This window comes from Paenarthrobacter ilicis, assembly GCF_016907545.1.
Classification (GTDB): domain Bacteria; phylum Actinomycetota; class Actinomycetes; order Actinomycetales; family Micrococcaceae; genus Arthrobacter; species Arthrobacter ilicis.
On record NZ_JAFBCD010000001.1, the window covers coordinates 2,609,042 to 2,629,397 of the forward strand.

The window sequence follows — 20,356 nt, forward strand, 5'->3', positions numbered from 1 at the left end:
GTCACTCACCCTGTCCCGCGTCGGCTTGCCGCTGCTGGCCGTCCACCGGTGGTGTGCCGCTCCTGGCGGCCGTTCCGGTCTCCACCACGAGCATTTGCCGCTCCCTCGATGTTCCCGGGAAATCGATATCGGCCGGTTCCAGCTGCAGCGGGGACTTGACGATCGCGCCGCCTTGCCTGAGTGGAAGAGTCAGCCGGAAGTTGGAGCCTGCACCTTTGCTCCCCCACGCCTGCAGCCAGCCATTGTGAAGCTTGGAATCTTCGGCTGCAATGGACAGACCCAGGCCGCTGCCACCAGTGGTCCGGGCTCGGGCGGGATCGGCTCTCCAGAAGCGATCGAAAACCCGGGCGGCCTCAGCCGTGCTCATGCCGATTCCATGGTCGCGGACCGAAACCGCCACGGCATCGTGGTTGGCAGCGACTGAGATATGGATGGGATTGCCCTCCCCGTGCTCCAAGGCGTTGAGGAGCAGGTTGCGAAGGATCCGTTCGATGCGCCGGGAGTCCATCTCCACCACGATGCTTCCCTGCCGGGCGTTCACCCGCACCTCGGAACCGTATTCCGCGGCAACGGGCGCCGCCCCGTCAATCACGTGGGAAATCAGCTGGAAGATGTCCTGGGGCTCGGCGTCAAGAACGGCAGCACCGGCGTCGAACCTGGAAATTTCCAGCAGGTCCGACAACAGCGATTGGAATCGCTCCACCTGGTGGTAAAGCAGCTCTGCAGATCTCTTGTTCATGGGGTCGAAGTCGTCGCGGGCGTCGAACAGGACTTCGGCGGCCATACGGACCGTGGTCAGGGGTGTCCGCAACTCGTGGGACACGTCGGACACGAACCGCTGCTGCATTTGGGACAGGGTGGCCAGCTGCGTGATCTGTTCCTGGAGGCTGGCTGCCATGTGGTTGAACGATGCCCCCAGCCTGGCGACCTCGTCTTCGCCCTTGACGACCATCCGCTCCTGGAGTTGCCCGGCGGCAAGTTTTTCCGAGACAACGGCCGCGTGGCTGACCGGGCTGACCACGTTGCGGGTGACGTACCAGGCGATGGCACCGATCATGAGTACCAGGACAGCGCCTCCGGCCCAGAGGACATTCTGTATTTCGTTGAGTGTCTGCTGGGCTGAGTTGAGGTCGTAGATCAGGTAGAGCTCGTAGGCCGTGCCATTGAAAGTCACCAGGTTCCCTACTGCAATCCCAGGGCGGTCCTCGTTTCCCACAGGGAACTCCGTGGACGCCCAGAACTGCTGCTTGCCGCCTTCCTGAACGGCTTTGCGCAACTCAGGCGGTATCACCCGGACCGTCAACTGATCGGAAGCACGCGATTCCACCCATCTGTTGCGTGGCTTGGTCTGCTCGGGTTTGGCTTCGAAGACATACCTGCGCTGGATGACGGAACCCCGCCCCTCCACGGCCGTCAACGTGTCATAGACAAGGGTGATGACGCTCGACTGGTCGGTGACCTGGGCGCCGTCGAAAGTGTCCTGAACCTGCTTGACGTTGTAACGGGACTCGGACTCCGCTTGGGCCAACCGTTCCTGAAACAGGTTGTTGGCGATCTGGTTGGAGAGGTAGGCACCAACCACGGCGAAGGAGGTGACGGCAAGCAAGAGCGTAGTAAGGACGGTCCGGAACTCCAGGGACCGGCGCCATCTGCGGACCAGTGATTTCCACAGAAAGCGGACACCGGGCCTGATGTGCCGGACGCCGGTGGCCACCAAACGGGACACCCGAAGGACGAGGATGAGTCCCCTGCGGGTCCAGATCCGGGCACGGGTCAGGAACCAGCGCAGGTTGCGGGCGTGCGGTGCGGGTTTCTGCGGGGTTGCTTCAGTGGCTTGGTTGGGGGTCGACGACGTAGCCGGGCCCGCGCCCGGGGCGTCGGTTTTTCCGGGGTTTTCTCCGGTGTCCTGACTGCCGGGTTGCCCGGCAGGCGACTCAGGAACCTGCTTTATATCCGACACCACGCACCGTCAATACAACCTCTGGCGCTTCAGGATCGCGTTCAATCTTGGAGCGCAACCTCTGGACGTGGACGTTGACCAAGCGGGTGTCTGCGGCGTGACGGTAACCCCACACTTGCTCAAGGAGCAGTTCACGCGTGAAGACCTGCCACGGCTTCCGGGCCAAGGCCACCAGAAGGTCGAATTCCAACGGGGTCAGGGAGATACGCTCGCCGCCGCGGGTTACCAGGTGCCCGGCGACGTCGATGGTCACGTCCGCAATGCGCAGGGTCTCCGGAGCTTTTTGCTCGCCCGGACGGAGGCGCGCGCACACGCGCTACAAGTTCGGCGGGCTTGAAGGGCTTTGGAACATAGTCATCGGCGCCCGATTCAAGGCCGCGAACCACGTCCGAGGTGTCCGACTTTGCCGTGAGCATGACGATGGGAACATCCGATTCGCCGCGGATCTGACGGCAGACTTCAATACCGTCCGATCCCGGCAACATGACGTCCAACAAGACCAGGTCCGGCTTGGACGAACGGAAAATCTCCAGGGCCTTGCCGCCATCTGCGCAGAACACGGGCTCGAAGCCATCATTGCGCAGGACGATGCCTATCATCTCTGCAAGTGCTTCGTCGTCGTCAACTACCAGAATGCGTGCCTTCATAGTTATATATTCCCTTATCACCAAGTCTTTGTCCCGTTGGGCACAGCGCCCGGCATGGCGCCCCAAGGGCAATTCCACCGTACTTGATGACGCGTCGGTCCAAAATAAATGCGCAGGTGGGGGCGGGCTATGAGCCACGACGGCGGGACTATAGGCTGGGGGCCAAAGGTCCATAGTGGGGGACGCCGGCTGTCGGCGGGCCGGGCCTTATGGGGAGGATACGGGTGTCATTACCAGAGAACGGCCAGAATCCAGGGTCGGGCGCGCAACCTGAGAACAGCGGGCAGCCTCAAGCGGACGGCCAGCCCCAGTGGGGCAACCAACCGCAGTGGGGCAACCAACCGCAATGGGGAGGCCCGCCATCTTGGCCTGCGCCTGGAAGCCACAACGGCCAACCAACGCCGGGCTGGGCCGCCCCGCAGCCGACGTCCTACAGCCAGGCCTACGCCCAGGCATCGTATGGACAAGCGCCGTATGGACAAGCGCCTTATGGACAAGCACCCTACGGCCAGCCCATGTACGTGGCTCCACCCAAGCCGGGGGTCATCCCGCTGCGTCCACTGCAATTCGGGGAAATCCTGGACGGCTCATTCCAGACCATCCGCCGCAACGCCGCAGCCATGTTCGGCTCGGCGCTGATTGTCCAGATCATTGGTGCGCTCCTCATTGGAGGTGCAACGCTGGGAATGGTCCAGCTGACGATGTCCTTTGAATCCGTCAGCTCCGAGGCCGAGCTCGCTGACGTCATGGGCCCGTTCTTCGCCGTCATGGCCGCCATCCTGGGAGTATCGCTTCTGGTCGGCTTCCTGGGATCAGTCCTTCAGGGCGTGTTGGTGGTCCCGGTTGCACGGTCGGTCCTCAACCGGAAAACAGGCTTCAAGCAGATGTGGCAGCTGGCCGGCCGCCGCATTTGGGCTTTGCTCGGGGTGGCCGCACTGCTCACGGGAGTGGGTTTGCTGGCCGCTGCAGCAGTTGTGGGCATCGCGGTGCTGATGTTCACCTCCATGGGCCCCGCCGCGCTGGTGTTGGTCCTGCCCCTGGGGCTGGGATCAATCGTGCTGTTTGTCTGGATCGGATTGAAACTGATGGTGGCCCCGGCCGCGATCGTTGTGGAACGTGTCGGCGTCTACGACGGACTGCTCCGTTCATGGCAGCTGACCAAGAACAACTGGTGGCGCATCTTTGGCATCACGCTGGTGGTGGCCATCATGGTGGGCGTCATTACACAGATCGTGCAGATTCCCGGGTCCATCGCTTCCTCGGCCCTTGGAAGTGTGGTGTCCCCTCATCCGGATGCCGACACCATCAGTTCCACGCTGATCATCACCACGGTCATCTCCATGGCGATCGGGGCTGTGGTGGGCTCGGTGACGTTTGCCTTCCAGTCTTCAGTCTTTGCCCTGATCTACATGGACCTCCGGATGCGTCGGGACGGTTTGGATGTTGAGTTGATGCGCTTGCTGGAATCGGGCACGGATCAGGACGGCATCCCTGGCTCTCCCTCGGCGAACACCAGTGGCGGCATGAAGACCAGTGGCGGCACCTGGCCGGTACCGTCCGGTCAGCAGCCTCCGGCATGATGCTTGCGGGCGTTGGCTCTCTTCTTTTGGCCGCTGCCGAGCCGCCGGTGGTGCCGGACCGGGATGAGGCACGCCGCTGGGCCGCGGAAGAACTTGCCAACCCCCGCTACCCGGATGCGCAGCCTGGCTGGATCGACCAGTTGTGGCGCGATTTCCTGGATTGGCTGGGCTCCTTTGAAGGCGACGGTACGGGCACGGGGCCCAACCTAGGGATCCCCCTGATGGTGGTCCTGGGAATTGTCCTGATCGTGGTGGCCATTGTGGTGGTCCGGCCCCGGCTGAATGCGCGGCGCACCCGGGAATCCACCGATATCTTTGACGCGGACGGCAGCCTTGACGCCGCGGGCTACAGAAAACGCGCGGCAACAGCAGCCGACGACGGCGACTGGCCGGCCGCCGTCGTCGACCTCTTCAGGGCGGTGGTCCGGGCCGCGGAAGAACGTGACGTCATAGACGCTCGCCCCGGGCGTACTGCCGACGAAGCAGCCTCCCAACTGGGCGAAGTGTTCGCCGCAGCCCGTCACCAGCTTGGCCTCGCGGCCAGGCTCTTCGACGCAGTGCGGTACGGCAAGGAAAGCGCGGCGCCCTCCGATTACGAGTCGCTCCGTCAGCTCGACGCCAGCCTGGCAGCCATGAAGCCTGACTTTGCGGCTGACCGATCCGCCGGTTTTGCGGTGCCGCGATGACCACACCGTTGTTGGAGAACCAGGCAGCAGAACCGGCCGCTGCGTCGCCATCCGGACCATCTACGGGCGTTGCGTTCAGAGCCTGGGCACGCAAGCGCATCGCCTGGATCGCGATCATTGGCCTGCTCCTTGGCTTCGTAGGCTACCTTGCCATCTCCGGTGCTTCCGGCGCAGCAGACAAACGCCCGTTGTCTGCCATAAACCCGGCTCCGGACGGGGCCATGGCAGCAGCCGAGGTCCTGGGACGGCACGGAGTTTCCGTCACGCCTACGGAGTCCTTCGGGGACACCATGGATGCCCTGTCCGACGCTGACAACGCCACAGTGCTGTTGTACGATCCCCGCGGTTTGCTGGATGCCTCCCGGTTGAAGGAGCTGGCTGCGTCCACCGACCATCTGGTGGTGGTGAAGCCGCGGCTCCGAACCCTCAATGGGCTTGACCGGAACTTCCGTCCCGGCGGTGTTGTTCCCGAGGCCATCGCCGTCCTTGAACCCCGCTGCACACAGCCTGATGCAGTCGCTGCCGGCAAAGTTGCTGCTCAAGGATCCGTGTATTGGGGTCCGCAAGTGTGTTACTCCCCCACCGCCAACGGTCCCGGCCTGGTGGCCGCCACCGGGGACGGCTCCGTGGTGGTCCTAGGCAGTACAGACCTGATGGACAACGAACACCTCGCGTCGGAGGGCAACGCGGCCCTGACCCTGCGCACCCTGGGCCGTGATGCCAACCTCGTTTGGTATTTGCCGGGCCTGCAGGATGCCAGCACCACCGATAAAGTACCCACCTTGGCCGAACTGGCCCCGCGGTGGCTGGGTTTTGCCGGTCCCTGGCTGGGCCTGGTTTCCCTGCTGGCTATCGTGTGGCGGGGCCGGCGCTTGGGGCCCCTGGTTTTCGAACCCTTGCCGGTGGTGGTCAAAGCAGCCGAGACGGCAGAGGGCAGGGCACGCCTCTACCAGGATTCCCGGTCAATGGACCTGGCAGCCGACAACCTGCGTGCAGGAACGCTGTGGCGCCTGGCCAGGCATTTCAACCTCGGCAGTGATGCCACCAGTGACTCAGTGGTGGCTGCGTGTGCGCAGCGCCTGGGAGTGCCCGCGGCAGAAGTACGCTTTGTCCTGATCGACACAAAACCCGACAACGAAGGCCAACTGGTTCAGTGGGCCCAGCAGATCGAACAGATGGAACAGGAGGCCACGGCGCAATGAGCAGCCAGCCGAACAGCATGACAGACAGCCAGAGCCACGAGGCAGAACAGCTGCACCACCAAGGAGACCCTGCCCGCCAGTCGTTGCTGAACGTCCGTGCCGAAGTTGGCAAAGCCGTGGTGGGTCAGGATGCGACAGTGACGGGGATGCTGATTGCGCTTCTCTGTGGCGGCCACGTCCTTCTGGAGGGAGTGCCCGGCGTCGCTAAAACGCTGCTTGTGCGTGCCTTGTCCAGATCGCTGAGCATGGATACCAAGAGGGTGCAGTTCACGCCGGACCTCATGCCCGGTGATGTGACGGGATCGCTGGTGTACGACTCGCACTCGGCCGAATTCACGTTCCGTGAGGGGCCGGTGTTTACCAACATCATGCTGGCCGACGAAATCAACCGCACACCGCCCAAGACCCAGGCTTCGCTGCTTGAAGCCATGGAGGAACGGCAGGTTTCAGTGGATGGGGTATCGCGTCCATTGCCCTCACCGTTCATTGTGGCTGCGACGCAAAACCCGGTGGAGTACGAAGGCACCTATCCGTTGCCCGAAGCGCAGTTGGACCGGTTCTTGTTGAAGCTGACCATGCCGCTTCCCGGCAGGGCCGAGGAAATCGAGGTCATCCGACGGCACTCCGCAGGCTTTGACCCGCGGGACCTGGCAGGAGCAGGAGTCCGGCCCGTCGCCGGCGCCGTTGAACTGTCCGCCGCGCAAGCCGCCGTGGCCAACGTGTCCGTGGCACCGGAGGTCCTGGCCTACATTGTTGACGTGGTCCGTGCTACGCGGTCGGCCCCATCATTCCAGCTTGGGGTCTCCCCGCGTGGAGCAACGGCGTTGCTCAACACCTCCAAGGCTTGGGCTTGGTTGTCCGGCCGTTCCTTCGTGACACCGGACGACGTCAAAGCGCTCTCGCTGCCCTGCCTCCGTCACAGGGTGGGCCTCCGGCCGGAGGCCCAGATGGACGGCATCCAAGTGGACGACGTCCTGGGCAGCATCCTGGCGTCCGTTCCGGTCCCGCGATGAGGACAACAACGTCCGACGCGTTGACGCAGATCATGCCGGCGCGGACTGTTTCCGCCCACAGCATGGACCAGGCGGCCTGAATGGCCATCACCGGCCGTTTCGTCCTGCTGGCCCTGATGGGCTTGGTCCCGATTGTGCTGATGCCGGCATGGGTGACGGTCCTGGTGGTGATCAGCGCCCTGGTCCTGGCGTTGGTTGTGGACGTGCTGATCGCGGCTTCTCCGGCAGCGCTGATTCTGGACAGGCAACAACCCGGCAATGTGACCCTGGAGTCCAGCGTGGATGCCGTGGTGACCATCACCAACCCCACAACCAGGACATTGCGCGGACGATTCCGCGACGCGTGGCAGCCCTCCGCGGGTGCCGCCAATCCGGTGCAGTCCCAGGTGATCCCGTCCGGTGAACGCCGCCGCCTCATCGTGGGACTGCTTCCGCGCCGCAGGGGAGACCTCCATTCACCCCACGTCACCATCCGGTCCTTGGGACCTCTGGGACTGGCCGGGAGGCAGCGAACACGGGAACTCCCCGGACGGGTGCGGGTGCTGCCGCCTTTCCACTCAAAGAAACACCTCCCCTCAAAGCTGCGCAAACTGAGGGAACTCGACGGCAAGGCCGCTGTGCAGATCCGGGGAGCCGGCACCGAATTCGATTCCCTCCGTGACTACGTGCGCGGTGATGACGTCAGGTCCATTGACTGGCGCGCCACTGCACGCCGGACCTCTGTGGTGGTCCGGACGTGGCGTCCGGAACGCGACCGGCGGGTCGTGGTGGTTTTGGACACCTCCAGGACCGCTGCGGCACGCATCGACGACGAGCCCCGCCTGGACACCGGCATTGAAGCCGCGCTGCTGCTGGCGGTTCTGGCCGAGCGCGGTGGAGACCGCGTGGACTTCCTCGCCTACGACCGCCGGCTGAGGGCCAGGGTGGAATCGGCGTCCAAGGGAAACCTGCTTGGCCAATTGGTCCAGGCCATGGCCCCTTTGGAGGCTGAACTGATTGAACTGGACTGGCAGCAGATTCCCGCCCAAGTCCGGGCCGTCTCGGCGCACCGCTCGCTGGTGGTCCTTCTCACGGCGCTCGACGGCGGTGCCCCCGAGGAAGGCCTGCTCCCCACCGTGGCGCACTTGTCCCGCCATCATGTGGTGGTTGTTGCCTCGGTGCGCGATCCTTTGCTGGCCCAGATGAAGGAACAACGCGGCACGGCCAGCCAAGTGTTCCGCGCTGCAGCAGCTGAACGGGCGCTGCTGGAACGGGCAGCAGTTACTGCCCAGTTGCGCCAACTTGGCGCGGAAGTGGTGGATGCCGAACCGCTGGATGTTCCACCCCGGCTCGCCGACACTTATATTCGTCTCAAGGCCGCCGGCCGGCTCTAGAAGGAGAACCCATGACTGCCCCCATCTACCAACGTGCCCTCGGTGACGACTTTGGGAAACTGATGCCCGAGCTGCAGGAATACTTTTCCCTGGCAGAGGGCTCCGGTTTCTACGGGATCGGCCAAGGGGTCTTTGATGTCGTGGGCTGTCGTCAAGCGTGGTTGAGGCCACTCCTGGCCCTGACCGGGAGCGAAGAAGCTTTTTTCCCTGAGTACGGCGAGGGTATCCCCTTCCGCATTGAGAACCACGCCCATGTGGACCCCTTCGGCCGCCCTGCCCTTACAGCGCGGCGGGAGATCCGTTTTCCTTCCGGAACCCGGCTTTTCCATGACACCACCAGCGCGGTTCCGGCCACGGCCGGCAGTAACGGACACCACGGGGCGGATTCCCGTTTGGTTGACCACGTGGGGCGTTACCGGAGGATGGTCACGGACTTGGACGTCAGTGTCACTTCCGTCGGTCATCTCCGCGGAGTGTCCAAGGCCAGCAGGCTTTTCCTGGGCCCGCTCCGCATCCCGCTGCCCGCCGCCCTTGATGCCCGGGCCTACGCCGAACAGTGGTGGGACAGTACCGAGGGCAAACACCGCATCCAAGTGAAGGTCATCCAGCCGCAGATCGGTGTGGTACTGGTGTATGCCGGCCGCTTCGACTACCGCCTGGCGCCCTACCTGCCGGGCACCGCCCCCGGAACGTCCCTTCCCCGCTACGCTGAGCCGGATCGCTGGGAAGAACGCATTTAGCCATGGGTCAGTTGGTCCAAAGCATCGGCCACATGGGTGAGCTTGGTCAGGACGTCCTTGGCCGACGAGGGCGTGAAGTGTTCCAACCCGGTGGAAGGGGTCACCCGGAGACCGGCCAGCTGCGATGCCGGCAGGCCAAGTTGGCGCCACGGAGTCCACAGGGATTCCACAATCTCCGACGTCCGCGGAAAGTCTGCCCGGGCATCGCGGGTATCCAGGGCTCCCGCCCACACGCGTTTGCCGGCTTCCACAGCGGAGGCAAGTTGTTCCCACTGGCGGCTGGTCAATGCCTTCAGGGGAACTGCGACTCCGTCCGCTCCTGCATCGATGATCCTGCCGATGGGTGCTTCGACTTCAGGCACCGAGACCACCACTTCGACGGCGCCGGCAGCCTTGAGCGACTCAATCACCAAGCGCCAGGCACCGGTCACCTCGTCACCCGGAACGGACCTCAGCGTGCGGTAGCCGCTCGCCGTGGGGATGGCTCCAGCCATGATGGCCGCGACGTCGGGTTCGTCCACTTGCACCACAATTCCGGCGCCGGGAACGGCTGAGGAAACACGCTTGAGGTAATCGCCCATGCCCGCGGCCAGGGACTCCGCGATGTCGCGTCGAGCACCGTAGTCCAACAGCGCACGTTCCCCGCTGTGCAGGTACAGGCTCCCTGCCAGGCTCAGGGGCCCCAGCAAGTGGATCTTGATCTCCCGGGCAGAAACGTCCTCAGCGCCCGCAATATCGGCCAGGATGTTGATGTCTGTTGCCATTGCCGACCGCGCCCGTTGCGAATCCCGGCCGGGGTTGTCCACCAGTCGCCAGCCGTGCGGCTGGACATCGAGTGCCAGTTCAACCAACAAGGACCCGGTCCGACCCACCGCGTCAGCACCCACCCCGCGTGCCGGAAGCGAGGGAAGGAACGGCAAATGGGGATCGCCAAGTTCTCCGCGGATAATCCGGGTGGCCTCGGCAGGATCGCTGCCGGGCCAGGGCCCCAAAGCTGTTGCGCTGGCCCGCACGTTTGTCACCGCCCCCACAGTTACGCCTGTCGGCTGGAGATCTGGTGGTCCTCAGCAATGGCCTCATGGTGGCGGATGACTTCACTGATGATGAAATTCAAGAACTTTTCCGCGAAGGCCGGATCCAGGTGGGCGTCCTCGGCGAGGCGGCGCAGGCGGGCAATCTGGGCGGCTTCCCGCCCCGGATCTCCGGCCGGCAGCTGATGGGTGGCTTTCAGGACGCCGACTTTTTGTGTGGCCTTGAATCGTTCAGCGAGCAGGAAAACCAAGGTGGCATCGATGTTGTCGATGCTTGAGCGGATGGACAACAGCTCATCCATGATGGAGCGGTCCACGTGGCCGGCAAGTGAACTCGCTGCCGGGTTGAAGGAATCTGCGTCATCCGGAAGGGCAATGTTGTGCTCGGTCATGAACCCCAGTCTATGGTGTGGGACGCTACCGTTGCCGGTGTTACCTTCTGCGGGGACGCAACGGAGAAGCAAGAAGGCACGCCCTCCGGAGTGGAGGACGTGCCTGGTCAATATCTTGCCTAGCCGCCAAGCAACGCGCGGTGGGCATCCCGCCGTCGTGCTTGTTCCCCGGGATCGGGAACGGGCAGGGAGGCGATGAGCCTCTTGGTGTAGTCGTGCTGGGGCGAGCCCATCACTTGGTTGCCTATCCCCTGCTCCACCAGACGGCCTTTGTACAGGACCCCCACCCAGTGGGACAACATGTCCACTACCGCGAGGTCATGGCTGATGAATAGAGCGGCAAAGCCGAACTCCTCCTGAATGTCCTTGAACAGTTCCAGCACCTTCGCCTGGACGGAAACGTCCAGGGCCGACGTTGGCTCGTCGGCAATCAGAAGCCGCGGGCTCAACGCCAGCGATCTGGCCAGGGAGGCCCGCTGGCGCTGGCCACCGGAGAGCTCGTGCGGGTAGCGCTGGGCATACGACGCCGGCAGCTGGACTGACTCGAGCAGCTCGCCCACCTTCTTCCGTACCTCCGCCGGACCCGGCTTGGTGTGGATGATCAACGGCTCTGCGACACACTCTCCGATGGTCAGGTGCGGGTTGAAGGATGCCGCCGGGTCCTGGAAGACGAAGCCGATGTCCTTGCGCAAAGGCCTGAAGCTGCGCTCTTTGAAGTCCAACATCTCGTAGCCCAGAACCTTCAGGCTTCCGCCAGTGGTCCGGGTCAGTCCAGCGATGGCCCGGCCGATGGTGGACTTGCCTGAACCCGACTCCCCCACCAGCCCGAAGACTTCATTCTCGGACACCGTAAAGCTGACGTCATCCACGGCCTTGAATCCGCCGCGGCCAAACCTCCCGGGATATTCAATGGTCAGGTTCTTGGCTTCCACCAGGACCCGGCCCTCCTGGTGCATGCGGCTCCGGGCTCCTTCGGATGCTGAATGGCGGCCCAAGTGCGGTACCGCGGCCAGGAGGTCGCGGGTGTACTGCTGCCGCGGCTCGGCGAAGAGTTTGCGGGAGGACGCTTCCTCCACAACATCGCCCTGGTACATGACCACCACGCGGTCGGCCAAGTCCGCCACCACGCCCATGTTGTGGGTGATGAGCACAATCGAGGTGCCGTAGTTGTCCCGCAGGTCCCGGAGGAGCTGGAGTATTTCGGCCTGGACGGTGACGTCAAGTGCCGTGGTGGGCTCGTCCGCCACGATCAGGCCGGGCTCGAGCGCCAGGGCAGCAGCGATGACCACCCGCTGTTTCTGTCCGCCGGAGAACTGGTGCGGGTAGTAGTTGACCCGGGTTTCAGGGTCCGGAATGCCCACCTTGCGAAGAGCTTCAACTGCACGTTTTTTGGCTTCCTTGGCCGACACCCTGTGGCCGTCGGTTGCGTGCGCCCGGATGCCCTCAGCGATTTGCCAGCCCACGGTGAATACAGGGTTGAGCGCTGTTGACGGTTCCTGGAACACCATGGCAACATCACGGCCGCGGATCTTGCGGAGGGTGGATTTGCTGACGCTGATCACATTGTTGCCGTTGATCACCACGGCCCCGGAACTGATGGCCGTTTCGGGAAGCAGCCCCAGGATGGTTTTTGCCGTAACGGTCTTGCCTGAGCCCGACTCCCCTACGATTGCCACTACTTCGCCGGGTTTCACTTCAAGGCTGACGTCCTTGACGGCGTGGACGTCCCCGCCATCAGTGGCGAAGGTGACTTGGAGCTGGTCGATGGTCAGGACCGGCTCAACAACTGCAGCGTGGTCCGGTGTGTGTCCGATGGTGGTCATGGCTTTCCTGCCTCTGCCGGGGCGGACGGCGTTCCTGGTGCAGGCTTGGCCGGTGGTGCTCCGGCCCGTTTGCGTCCGCGGATACGGGGGTCGTTGAGATCGTTGATGCTCTCCCCCACCAGGGTCAACCCCAGGACGGTGAGGACGATTGCGATGCCCGGGAAGACTCCTGTCCACCAAATACCGGAGGACGTATCGGCCAGCGCTTTGTTGAGGTCGAAGCCCCACTCGGCTGCGGAGGTGGGTTCAATACCAAATCCCAGGAAGCCCAGTCCGGCCAGGGTCAGGATCGCCTCGGAGGCGTTCAACGTGAACATGAGGGGAAGGGTCCTGGTGGCGTTCTTGAAGATGTGCCGGCTGATGATGCGGATACTTGACGCACCGAGCACCTTTGCGGACTCAACGAAAGGCTCAGCCTTCAGCCGGATGGTCTCGGCGCGGATCACCCGGAAATACTGGGGCACAAAGACCACCGTGATGGAGAAGGCGCAGGAGAAGATTCCGCCCCAGAAACTGGATTGCCCGCGGCTGATCACAATCGAGATCACGATCGCCAGGAGCAGGGTGGGGAAAGCGTAGATGGCATCGGCGATGACCACCAGGATCCGGTCCAGCCATCCACCGAAGTAGCCGCTCAGAAGCCCCAGTGCCACACCCAGGAACAGGGACATGGCCACCGAAACAACAATCACAGTCACGGCGGTTTGTGAGCCCCAGATCACCCGGGACAACACGTCGTAGCCACCAACAGTGGTTCCCAGCAGGTGTTTTCCGCCCGGAGCTGCCTGTGTGGGGAAGGAACCGGATGCGTCGCTGAGTTGCGAGTATCCATAGGGGGCAAGGAGCGGGGCAAAAATACTGGTGAGGATGAACAGCCCGCTCAGGACCACCCCCACAATCAACATCCCGCGCTGGAGTCCCACGCTCTTCCTGAGGTGGGAAACCACGGGGATCCTGGACAGGAGCGGCTGCCGCGGTGGTGTCAGTGTTGGAGTGGTCATGTCAGTACCTCACGCGGGGGTCGATGAGCGCGGCTATGATGTCCACGATGAAGTTGGTGACGGCCACAATGATGGCCAGGAGCACCACGATGCCCTGCACTGCGACGAAGTCGCGGGCGTTCAGGTATTGCACCAGCTGGTAACCCAGCCCTTTCCACTCAAACGTTGTTTCGGTCAGGATGGCCCCGCCCAGCATGAGCGCGATCTGCAGGCCCATGACGGTGATGATCGGAATCAGCGCTGGCTTGTACGCGTGCTTGGTCACCAGCCGGAATTCGCTGACGCCACGGGAGCGCCCGGCTTCAACATAATCCTTGCCAAGGGTCCCGATCACGTTGGTACGCACCAAACGCAGGAACACTCCAGCGGTGAGCAAACCCAAAGCCACGGCGGGGAGGACTGCGTGGGCAGCAACGTCTCCCAGTGCGGTGAAGTTGCTGCTGCGCAAGGCATCCAGCCAGTAGATCCCCGAGGGAGCCGCCAGGTCACCCATGGTGAGTTCGGTCCTGGTGGACGCTCGTCCCGCCACCGGGAACCACCCAAGCCAGACGGAGAACGTCAGCTTAAGGAGGAGGCCGGAGAAGAACACCGGGGTGGCGTAGCAGAGGATGGCGAAGAACCGCAGGAACGCATCAGGGGTCCGGTCACGGTGCTGCGCGGCGACAAGCCCGAAGGGAATGCCGACTGCGAGCGCCACGATCAGGGCGTTGATGGACAGTTCCAGGGTGGCTGCGCCGAAGGTGGTGAGGACCTCCAGCACTGGACGGCGGTCCGTGATGGTGGTGCCGAAGTTTCCTGTCAGCAGTTGGCCCAGGTATTCGAAGTACTGCACCAGCACCGGGCGGTCGTACCCGGCGTCGTGAATGCGTTGAGCCAGGACGTCGGGAGGGAGCCGGCCACCTTGGGCTGCCGTGATGGGGTCACCAATGACCCTCATGAGGAAGAACACCAGGGTGACGAGGATAAAGACTGTGGGAATGATCAGGAAGAACCTGACCACGATGTATCTGCCAAGGCCTCCCCCGGCTTTGGATTTGCTCTTGGGTGCAACGACGCCGGGCTCGGCCTCGGGTACCTCTATCAGTGTTGTCATTGTTACCTGTATTTCCTGCCCGTGGATTGCGCGGGATTGGGCCTCATACGTGCCGGCCACATGTGCCGGTCAGCAAAGGAGGCGGGACGCATGGTCAGCGCCCCGCCTGCCTTCCCATTACTGGGTTTCGTTTACTTGGAAATGGTTCCGAGGCGGAACTTGAAGGAAGGATCCAGCGTCTTGTCGACGCCGTTCACTCCGCTTCCCACCACGGCAACCTGGGCACCTTGGAGGAGTGGCAGGGTGGAGATGTCCTTGGCCAAAGCGTTCTGGACATCCTTGAGGTCTGCCTCGCGCTTGGTCTTGTCCGCTTCAGTGAGCTGCTTGCCGATGAGCTCATTGACGGTGGCGTTGTTGTAGTGGTTCTTCAGGAAGCCGCCCTCAGGGAAGAACGGCGTGAGGTAGTTGTCGGCGTCGCTGAAGTCCGGGAACCAGCCGAACTGGAACAACGGGTATTCATCGGCGCGGCTTGCCTTGCTGTAGGTGACCCATTCGGTGGACTGCAGGTTCACGGTGAAGAGGCCGGACTTCTCCAGCTGTTCCTTGACCATGGCGTACTCGTCACCTGAGGATCCACCGTAGTGGTCCGGGTTGTACTGCAGGTTCAGCGCCACGGGTTCGTTGATGCCGGCATCGGTCATGACCTTCTTGGCCTTGTCCAGGCTGGGCTTGCCGCCATCGCCGTAGGCATCCTTGAAGGATTCGTTGGCGCCGAGGAATCCGCTGGGGACGTTGGAGTACAGCGGCAGGTAGGTGCCCTTGTACACCTGGTCGGCGATTGCCTGCCGGTCCACCAGGTTGGCGATCGCCTGACGTACGGCCAGGGCCTTGGCGGGATCGGCCCCGGTTGCCTTGGTACCGAACGGCATGGTGTCGAAGTTGAAGGTGATGTAGCGGATTTCGCCGCCCGGGCCAGTGAGGACCTTGACCTTGGAGTCCTTGCGGAGATCGTCGATGTCGGTCGCGCTGAGGCTGCGGAAGGCAACGTCAATGGCGCCCTGCTGGATTTCGAGCTTCAGGTTGGTGGGGCTGGCGTAGTACTTGATGGTGGCAGCGTCGTTGGCCGGCTTGCCCAGGACACCCTTGTAGTCGGCGAACGCCTTGAAGCTGACAAGTTCGTTCTTCTTGTAGCTGTCAATGGTGTATTGGCCGTAGAACGCGTTGGCCTTGATGATCTCGTCGTCAGAGAGGACCTTGTCTGCCGGGAAGACTTCGTCGTCCACGATCGGCGCGGCAGGGCTGCTGAGAATCTGGGCGAAGGTTTGGTCGTTGGCGTTCTTGAGCTTGAACACAACTGTGGTGGCGTCCGGAGCGCTGACACTTTCAATGTTTGTCAGCAGCGAAGCCGGGCCGGCCGGATCGTTGATGGCCACCTGGCGGTCGAAGGAGAACTTAACGTCCTTGGAGTCCAGAGTGTGGCCGTTGGCCCATTTGAGGCCGGATTTGAGCTTCACGGTGTACTCGGAGGGAGCGGTGAAGGATGCTGATTCGGCGAGGTCCGGCACCGGCTCTGCGCCACCTGGCTTGGAGTTCAAAAGGAAGGAGTAGACCTGGTTCATCACCATGAATGAGCCGTTGTCATAGGAGCCTGCAGGGTCCAGGGAAGTGACCTTGTCCGTAGTGCCGTAGGCGACGGGGCCGCCGGCAGCAGGGGCGGACGAGGATCCGCCGCCGGAGGGCCCGGTGCAAGCCGTCAACGCGATTGCGGAGATGCCCGCTAGCGCGATAACGCTGTGCAGGGCCTTCTTGTTCAGTGCCATCTGGTGAACCTTCTGTTCGATGGATTGGGCGCGCCGCCGTGGAATATTTGTGACGACGGACACTCTTGATCCCATGATTCAACCAGACGGAATGGCTTGCAGGGCCCGTTTATTGTGATTCGAGACACAAAATTTACTTTCCAGTAGCTTCGCATCAGCACCGGAATGCATTGTCCAAGCGCGCGGGCAGGAATATTCTGTTGCTGCTGGTCTTCAGCCTCGGATGTACTAAGGAAGCGGCCATGGGAAAAGCAGCCCTCTGCGTGGGGATCAATACGTTCAAGTACCTTCCCCAATCGAGCTGGCTCCACGGATGCGTCAACGACGCCGAGGACTTGGCCGCTGCGCTCAAAGGACAGTACGGTTTCGACGACGGGAATGTCACCCTCCTGCGCGATGCCGACGCAACCAAGGACGCAGTCATGGGTGGGATCAACAGCATGGTGGATGCTGCCGTGGCGGGTACCATCAACCACTTGGTGTTGACGTTTTCAAGCCACGGAACACAAATTCCCGATACCACCGGCGACGAGGATGACAGCCTGGATGAGGCCTTCGCCTGCCATGACATCAACAACTCCGGGGATTCCTGGGATCCGGCAACCGTCATTTCCGATGACGAGTTGGGGACTGTTTTCGCCAGGCTCCCCCAAGGGGTCCTCATGGACGTCGTTTTGGACACCTGCCACAGCGGAACGGGGCTGAAATCCCTGGACCTTTTGCCGGGACGACGCCCGCGCTTCCTTCCTGCCCCTGAACCGGCTGCCGCCGTCGAAAACGACGACAAGGAGACCCGGACCCTGCGGGACATGGTCAAAGCGGCCAAGCTTTCAGCCCCGGTCCTGATGGCCGCGTGCAGGTCCGACCAAACAGCAGCCGATGCCCTGCTGGAGGGCCGGTACAACGGCGCCTTCACGTACAACTTCCTCAAAGCACTCACGAGCGATCCCAAGCTGGGGCGGGCAGACCTGCTCAAGCTTGTCACCAAAGGTTTGAAGGCCGGCGGCTTTGACCAGGTAGCCCAGCTGGAGGCAGCGAAAGCCGCACGAAAGACAGCCTGGGGAGCTTGAGGCCAGGGTCACGAGCCACAACACCCGGGTCCGCACGCCCCGGCCGGGTCAGCTGCCGGTGCCGTGGAACTTGTTCCGAACCTCCTGTGAGGCTGCCACCTCGGCATCATGATGTTCATCCGAGCCAAACAACTGCCCTTGCCGTCCTCGATCCATCACCGGTTTGAGCGCCGCATACACCAGGCGTCCACCGGCGTCGAACCTCAGCAGGCCTCCACCCCGGATATCGATGTAGTCGCGCTCCGTCAGCAGCCCCAGCCGGACCTTGGCTTCCCTTCGGCTCATCCGGACGGTCTGGATGAAGGAGGCACCGATCTCCGAGATGATGAAGCCATCGGGTGACACCCTCTCGGAGGTACGGACCCTGGTTGAGCTCAGCGGCGTTCGCCGTTCCAGCCTGGCGGCTTCCAGCAGCCGCGGATTTTCCCAGACGAACCGCTGCACTTCCTGCGGGTCCGAGCCCAAAGCCGATAAGCGTATGGGATACCGTAGCCCCAGGTAGTTCTCAACACCGCTGATGTTGTTCGCGGAAACCCTCCGGATGCCGATCGCCGCGAACTCCTCCTGGATCGCTTCCCGGTATCCGTAGGGATCCTCGGGCACCATGTCCACGTCAGCGGCAATGATGCCGCGGAGCAGATCACGCCAGGAGACGTCAACCGGCGGCATGTAGGAGAGCCCACGGATGACCATTTTCAGAATGCGTGTAGCCACGATGGATCCCGACTCGGCCTTTTGTTGCAGGTTCTGGCCATCACCGAACCGGGCATTCCGCTCAGACCACAGCCGGCCGACTGCCCGCAGAACTGCTCCCACCACCACGGCGCCTTGTTGATGAGGCTCAGGGATGGACCTCCACCCCTCAGGAACCGCGCCAACGAATGGCTGGCGCAGTGGGCCGCGGGCCAGGAGGCCGCGTGCGAAGTCAAACAAGGAACTGGACAGGACGGCATCATCAGCTCCCCCCATCAGCAGATCGGCCGCAGCAACCTCCAATTGCCGGTGCACCACTTCCCAGGACGAAAATACGGACAGGATGGCTACCAGATCTGCCAATGCCTCGTGCATGGCGAGTTGTTCGGTTGTTGCCATCTGGTCCGCCCACGCCGGACGGAAGCCATCCAGGATCGCGTGTGTCACCTCATGGGCAACGATGTCCCGGTACAGGGCCATCGGTACTTTGTAACCCAACCTGCCCACGGACCCGAAGCGGATGATGTTGGTGCCGCGCTCGTAGCCGGTATCTGTTGCCGTCACCAGATCCCGTGCTTTGAGGACCACCCGCCCCTCGGGGTTCCACGGCATGCGCCTGCCCAGGGTGCTCTCAAAGATGTCCAACGTACTCATGGCCACCCCGTAAACATGCTGGGCCAGGAACCGGGTGTCGTCCAGCAATTCCCGGAGGCCCGATCCCGGCGGCTCCGAGACCAATTGCCAAGGGTCTCCCTGGCGGGTCAAGGTCACGGTGGAAACAGTGGTCCCGCGCCATTTCCGGATATGCACGGCGTACCGGTGCCCAGTGGGTCCCCTGCGCAGTCGTTCCACGGGGATACGGACCTGGGCCGTCAACGGCTCCTTGCCGGCGGCACCGAGCGGGCCTTCAGCAAGGATGGTCACGGAGACGGTCTGCCCGGCCTTGATATCGCCCGGGCCCCTCTTCGGTAATGCCACAGTCATCGCCGTCCCCACCACGGACCCATACACCGCAGCGGAAGCGCTGCTTAGGCCAGTATGGTGGCGGGCTCAGACGGAGGCAATGGTTACTGGAGTGCTGCCCTCTGGAGTGATCGCGCAGCGTCAATGGTGGCCTGCCCCAGGACCCTGCTTCCTTGGTACAGCACCACGGTCTGGCCCGGGGCCACACCCCTGAGGGGATCGGTCAGGGTGACCACCAGTTCGGCGCGTTCCACGCCGTCGTCGTCCTTCACGGCTTCCACCTTGGCAACCGCAGGGACGGGGTCCCCATGGGCACGCACCTGGGCGTGGCAATCGAATTCAGCTCCGGTGGCAACCTCGGCAATGGGCAAACCGGCCCAGGAAACCTTGATGCCCCGGAGCTCGTCGATGGCCAGGAGCGCTTCGGGGCCCACCACCACTTTGTTTTCCTTGGGGCGGATCTCCAGGACAAAGCGGGGCTTGCCATCGGCGGCAGGGGTTCCCAGCTTCAGGCCACGCCTCTGGCCCACAGTGAAAGCATTGGCACCGGGGTGCTCGCCAACCTTGCTGCCCGTTTCGTCAACGATGTCCCCGGTGGTCATCTCGATCTTTTCAGCCAACCACCCACGGGTGTCGCCGTCGGAAATGAAGCAAATGTCGTGGCTGTCAGGCTTGTTGGCCACGGACAGTCCACGCCGCTCGGCTTCGGCCCTGACCTCGGCCTTGGAGGGGGTGTCGGCCAAGGGGAACATGGAGTGCTTCAGCTGCTCGTGCGTCAGGACACCCAGAACGTAGCTCTGGTCCTTGGCCCAGTCGGCAGCGCGGTGCAGCTCGCGGTTGCCGTCGGCATCCTCGATCACTTTGGCGTAGTGCCCAGTGCATACGGCGTCGAAACCGAGGGCAATGGCCTTTTCCAGCAGCGCGGCAAACTTGATGCGCTCATTGCAGCGCATGCAGGGGTTGGGGGTGCGTCCGGCGGCGTACTCGTCAATGAAGTCCTGGACCACGTCTTCCTTGAAGCGCTCAGAGAAATCCCAGACGTAGTAGGGGATGCCCAGGACATCGCAGGCGCGCCAGGCATCACGGGAGTCCTCGATAGTGCAGCAACCCCTGCTTCCTGTGCGGAGGGTACCGGGCATTCGCGACAACGCGAGGTGGACTCCGACGACGTCGTGTCCTGCCTCCACGGCGCGGGCGGCGGCCACGGCGGAATCGACTCCGCCGCTCATTGCTGCAAGTACTCGCATGCTGGCTTTCTGGGTTTGGGGCTGCTGATGGTCCGGCCCGGAACGGCCAGTGCGCCCATCCATTCTAGCGCTCAGGTACCAA

16 protein-coding genes and 1 pseudogene are annotated in these 20,356 nt (G+C 63.1%); 7 read left to right on the top strand and 10 right to left on the bottom strand.

The features are described 5' to 3' along the window. Position 1: 1 nt before the first annotated feature. Positions 2–1,789, bottom strand: coding sequence for an MtrAB system histidine kinase MtrB (mtrB, locus tag JOE60_RS11885; RefSeq protein WP_239529069.1), 1,788 nt, complete (start codon positions 1,787–1,789; stop codon positions 2–4). A 145-nt stretch (positions 1,790–1,934) separates the two neighbouring features. Next, a pseudogene (gene mtrA, locus JOE60_RS11890) lies at positions 1,935–2,607 on the bottom strand (MtrAB system response regulator MtrA). Between the two features lie 515 nt (positions 2,608–3,122). On the opposite strand from mtrA, the gene JOE60_RS18360 reads away from it, so the two are divergent. From JOE60_RS18360 to JOE60_RS11920, 6 genes are all read left to right on the top strand, one after another. Continuing rightward, positions 3,123–4,187: a DUF7847 domain-containing protein gene (locus JOE60_RS18360; RefSeq protein WP_420851387.1), complete on the top strand. Its 1,065-nt coding sequence runs from the start codon at positions 3,123–3,125 to the stop codon at positions 4,185–4,187. Beyond that, on the top strand, positions 4,184–4,873 hold the full coding sequence (locus tag JOE60_RS11900; protein ID WP_167263158.1) for a DUF4129 domain-containing protein: 690 nt from the start codon (positions 4,184–4,186) through the stop codon (positions 4,871–4,873). Before JOE60_RS18360 ends, JOE60_RS11900 begins: the two co-directional genes overlap by 4 nt. Beyond that, positions 4,870–6,075, top strand: a complete 1,206-nt coding sequence (locus JOE60_RS11905; RefSeq protein ID WP_167263160.1) for a DUF4350 domain-containing protein — start codon at positions 4,870–4,872, stop codon at positions 6,073–6,075. Before JOE60_RS11900 ends, JOE60_RS11905 begins: the two co-directional genes overlap by 4 nt. Before the next feature lie 17 nt (positions 6,076–6,092). Next, the gene (locus tag JOE60_RS11910; RefSeq protein WP_167264165.1) at positions 6,093–7,088 is read left to right on the top strand and encodes an AAA family ATPase; all 996 of its coding nucleotides are present in this window, start codon (positions 6,093–6,095) and stop codon (positions 7,086–7,088) included. A gap of 80 nt (positions 7,089–7,168) precedes the next feature. Beyond that, positions 7,169–8,461, top strand: coding sequence for a DUF58 domain-containing protein (locus JOE60_RS11915; RefSeq protein ID WP_167263162.1), 1,293 nt, complete (start codon positions 7,169–7,171; stop codon positions 8,459–8,461). An 11-nt stretch (positions 8,462–8,472) separates the two neighbouring features. Then, positions 8,473–9,201 carry a DUF4166 domain-containing protein gene (locus JOE60_RS11920; RefSeq protein WP_167263164.1) on the top strand — a complete coding sequence of 243 codons (729 nt, stop codon included), beginning with the start codon at positions 8,473–8,475 and terminating at the stop codon, positions 9,199–9,201. On the opposite strand, the gene JOE60_RS11925 is transcribed toward JOE60_RS11920, so the two are convergent. The 6 genes from JOE60_RS11925 to JOE60_RS11950 form a co-directional block, all read right to left on the bottom strand. Then, positions 9,198–10,223, bottom strand: coding sequence for a uroporphyrinogen decarboxylase/cobalamine-independent methonine synthase family protein (locus JOE60_RS11925; RefSeq protein ID WP_420851388.1), 1,026 nt, complete (start codon positions 10,221–10,223; stop codon positions 9,198–9,200). The two genes, JOE60_RS11920 and JOE60_RS11925, sit on opposite strands and share 4 nt — an antisense overlap. A gap of 11 nt (positions 10,224–10,234) precedes the next feature. Continuing rightward, entirely contained in the window at positions 10,235–10,624 is a 390-nt protein-coding gene (locus JOE60_RS11930; RefSeq protein ID WP_167263168.1) for a chorismate mutase, read from the bottom strand. Between the two features lie 119 nt (positions 10,625–10,743). Then, positions 10,744–12,447 (bottom strand): ABC transporter ATP-binding protein, encoded by a 1,704-nt coding sequence (locus JOE60_RS11935; protein WP_167263170.1) that lies wholly within the window; start codon positions 12,445–12,447, stop codon positions 10,744–10,746. Next, positions 12,444–13,448 carry an ABC transporter permease gene (locus JOE60_RS11940; protein ID WP_167263172.1) on the bottom strand — a complete coding sequence of 335 codons (1,005 nt, stop codon included), beginning with the start codon at positions 13,446–13,448 and terminating at the stop codon, positions 12,444–12,446. Before JOE60_RS11940 ends, JOE60_RS11935 begins: the two co-directional genes overlap by 4 nt. Position 13,449: 1 nt before the next feature. Further along, complete coding sequence (locus tag JOE60_RS11945; RefSeq protein ID WP_167263174.1) at positions 13,450–14,541, bottom strand: ABC transporter permease; 1,092 nt, start codon at positions 14,539–14,541, stop codon at positions 13,450–13,452. 131 nt (positions 14,542–14,672) lie between these two features. Further along, entirely contained in the window at positions 14,673–16,301 is a 1,629-nt protein-coding gene (locus tag JOE60_RS11950; RefSeq protein WP_167263177.1) for an ABC transporter substrate-binding protein, read from the bottom strand. Positions 16,302–16,543: 242 nt separating this feature from the next. On the opposite strand from JOE60_RS11950, the gene JOE60_RS11955 reads away from it, so the two are divergent. After that, positions 16,544–17,371, top strand: a complete 828-nt coding sequence (locus tag JOE60_RS11955) for a caspase family protein (RefSeq protein ID WP_167263179.1) — start codon at positions 16,544–16,546, stop codon at positions 17,369–17,371. A 48-nt stretch (positions 17,372–17,419) separates the two neighbouring features. On the opposite strand, the gene JOE60_RS11960 is transcribed toward JOE60_RS11955, so the two are convergent. After that, the gene (locus JOE60_RS11960; protein ID WP_204814918.1) at positions 17,420–18,988 is read right to left on the bottom strand and encodes a gluzincin family metallopeptidase; all 1,569 of its coding nucleotides are present in this window, start codon (positions 18,986–18,988) and stop codon (positions 17,420–17,422) included. Between the two features lie 143 nt (positions 18,989–19,131). Continuing rightward, positions 19,132–20,274 carry a tRNA 2-thiouridine(34) synthase MnmA gene (gene mnmA / locus JOE60_RS11965; RefSeq protein WP_167263182.1) on the bottom strand — a complete coding sequence of 381 codons (1,143 nt, stop codon included), beginning with the start codon at positions 20,272–20,274 and terminating at the stop codon, positions 19,132–19,134. Between the last annotated feature and the right edge of the window lie 82 nt (positions 20,275–20,356).

Bases quoted from the DNA above. Each gene is read 5' to 3' on its own strand.
- mnmA (WP_167263182.1), bottom strand. From the start codon at position 20,274: ATGCGAGTACTTGCAGCAATGAGCGGCGGAGTCGATTCCGCCGTGGCC.
- JOE60_RS18360 (WP_420851387.1), top strand. From the start codon at position 3,123: ATGTACGTGGCTCCACCCAAGCCGGGGGTCATCCCGCTGCGTCCACTG.
- JOE60_RS11905 (WP_167263160.1), top strand. From the start codon at position 4,870: ATGACCACACCGTTGTTGGAGAACCAGGCAGCAGAACCGGCCGCTGCG.
- JOE60_RS11955 (WP_167263179.1), top strand. From the start codon at position 16,544: ATGGGAAAAGCAGCCCTCTGCGTGGGGATCAATACGTTCAAGTACCTT.
- JOE60_RS11935 (WP_167263170.1), bottom strand. From the start codon at position 12,447: ATGACCACCATCGGACACACACCGGACCACGCTGCAGTTGTTGAGCCG.
- JOE60_RS11945 (WP_167263174.1), bottom strand. From the start codon at position 14,541: ATGACAACACTGATAGAGGTACCCGAGGCCGAGCCCGGCGTCGTTGCA.
- JOE60_RS11900 (WP_167263158.1), top strand. From the start codon at position 4,184: ATGATGCTTGCGGGCGTTGGCTCTCTTCTTTTGGCCGCTGCCGAGCCG.
- JOE60_RS11915 (WP_167263162.1), top strand. From the start codon at position 7,169: ATGGCCATCACCGGCCGTTTCGTCCTGCTGGCCCTGATGGGCTTGGTC.
- JOE60_RS11920 (WP_167263164.1), top strand. From the start codon at position 8,473: ATGACTGCCCCCATCTACCAACGTGCCCTCGGTGACGACTTTGGGAAA.
- JOE60_RS11910 (WP_167264165.1), top strand. From the start codon at position 6,093: ATGACAGACAGCCAGAGCCACGAGGCAGAACAGCTGCACCACCAAGGA.
- JOE60_RS11940 (WP_167263172.1), bottom strand. From the start codon at position 13,448: ATGACCACTCCAACACTGACACCACCGCGGCAGCCGCTCCTGTCCAGG.
- JOE60_RS11930 (WP_167263168.1), bottom strand. From the start codon at position 10,624: ATGACCGAGCACAACATTGCCCTTCCGGATGACGCAGATTCCTTCAAC.
- JOE60_RS11950 (WP_167263177.1), bottom strand. From the start codon at position 16,301: ATGGCACTGAACAAGAAGGCCCTGCACAGCGTTATCGCGCTAGCGGGC.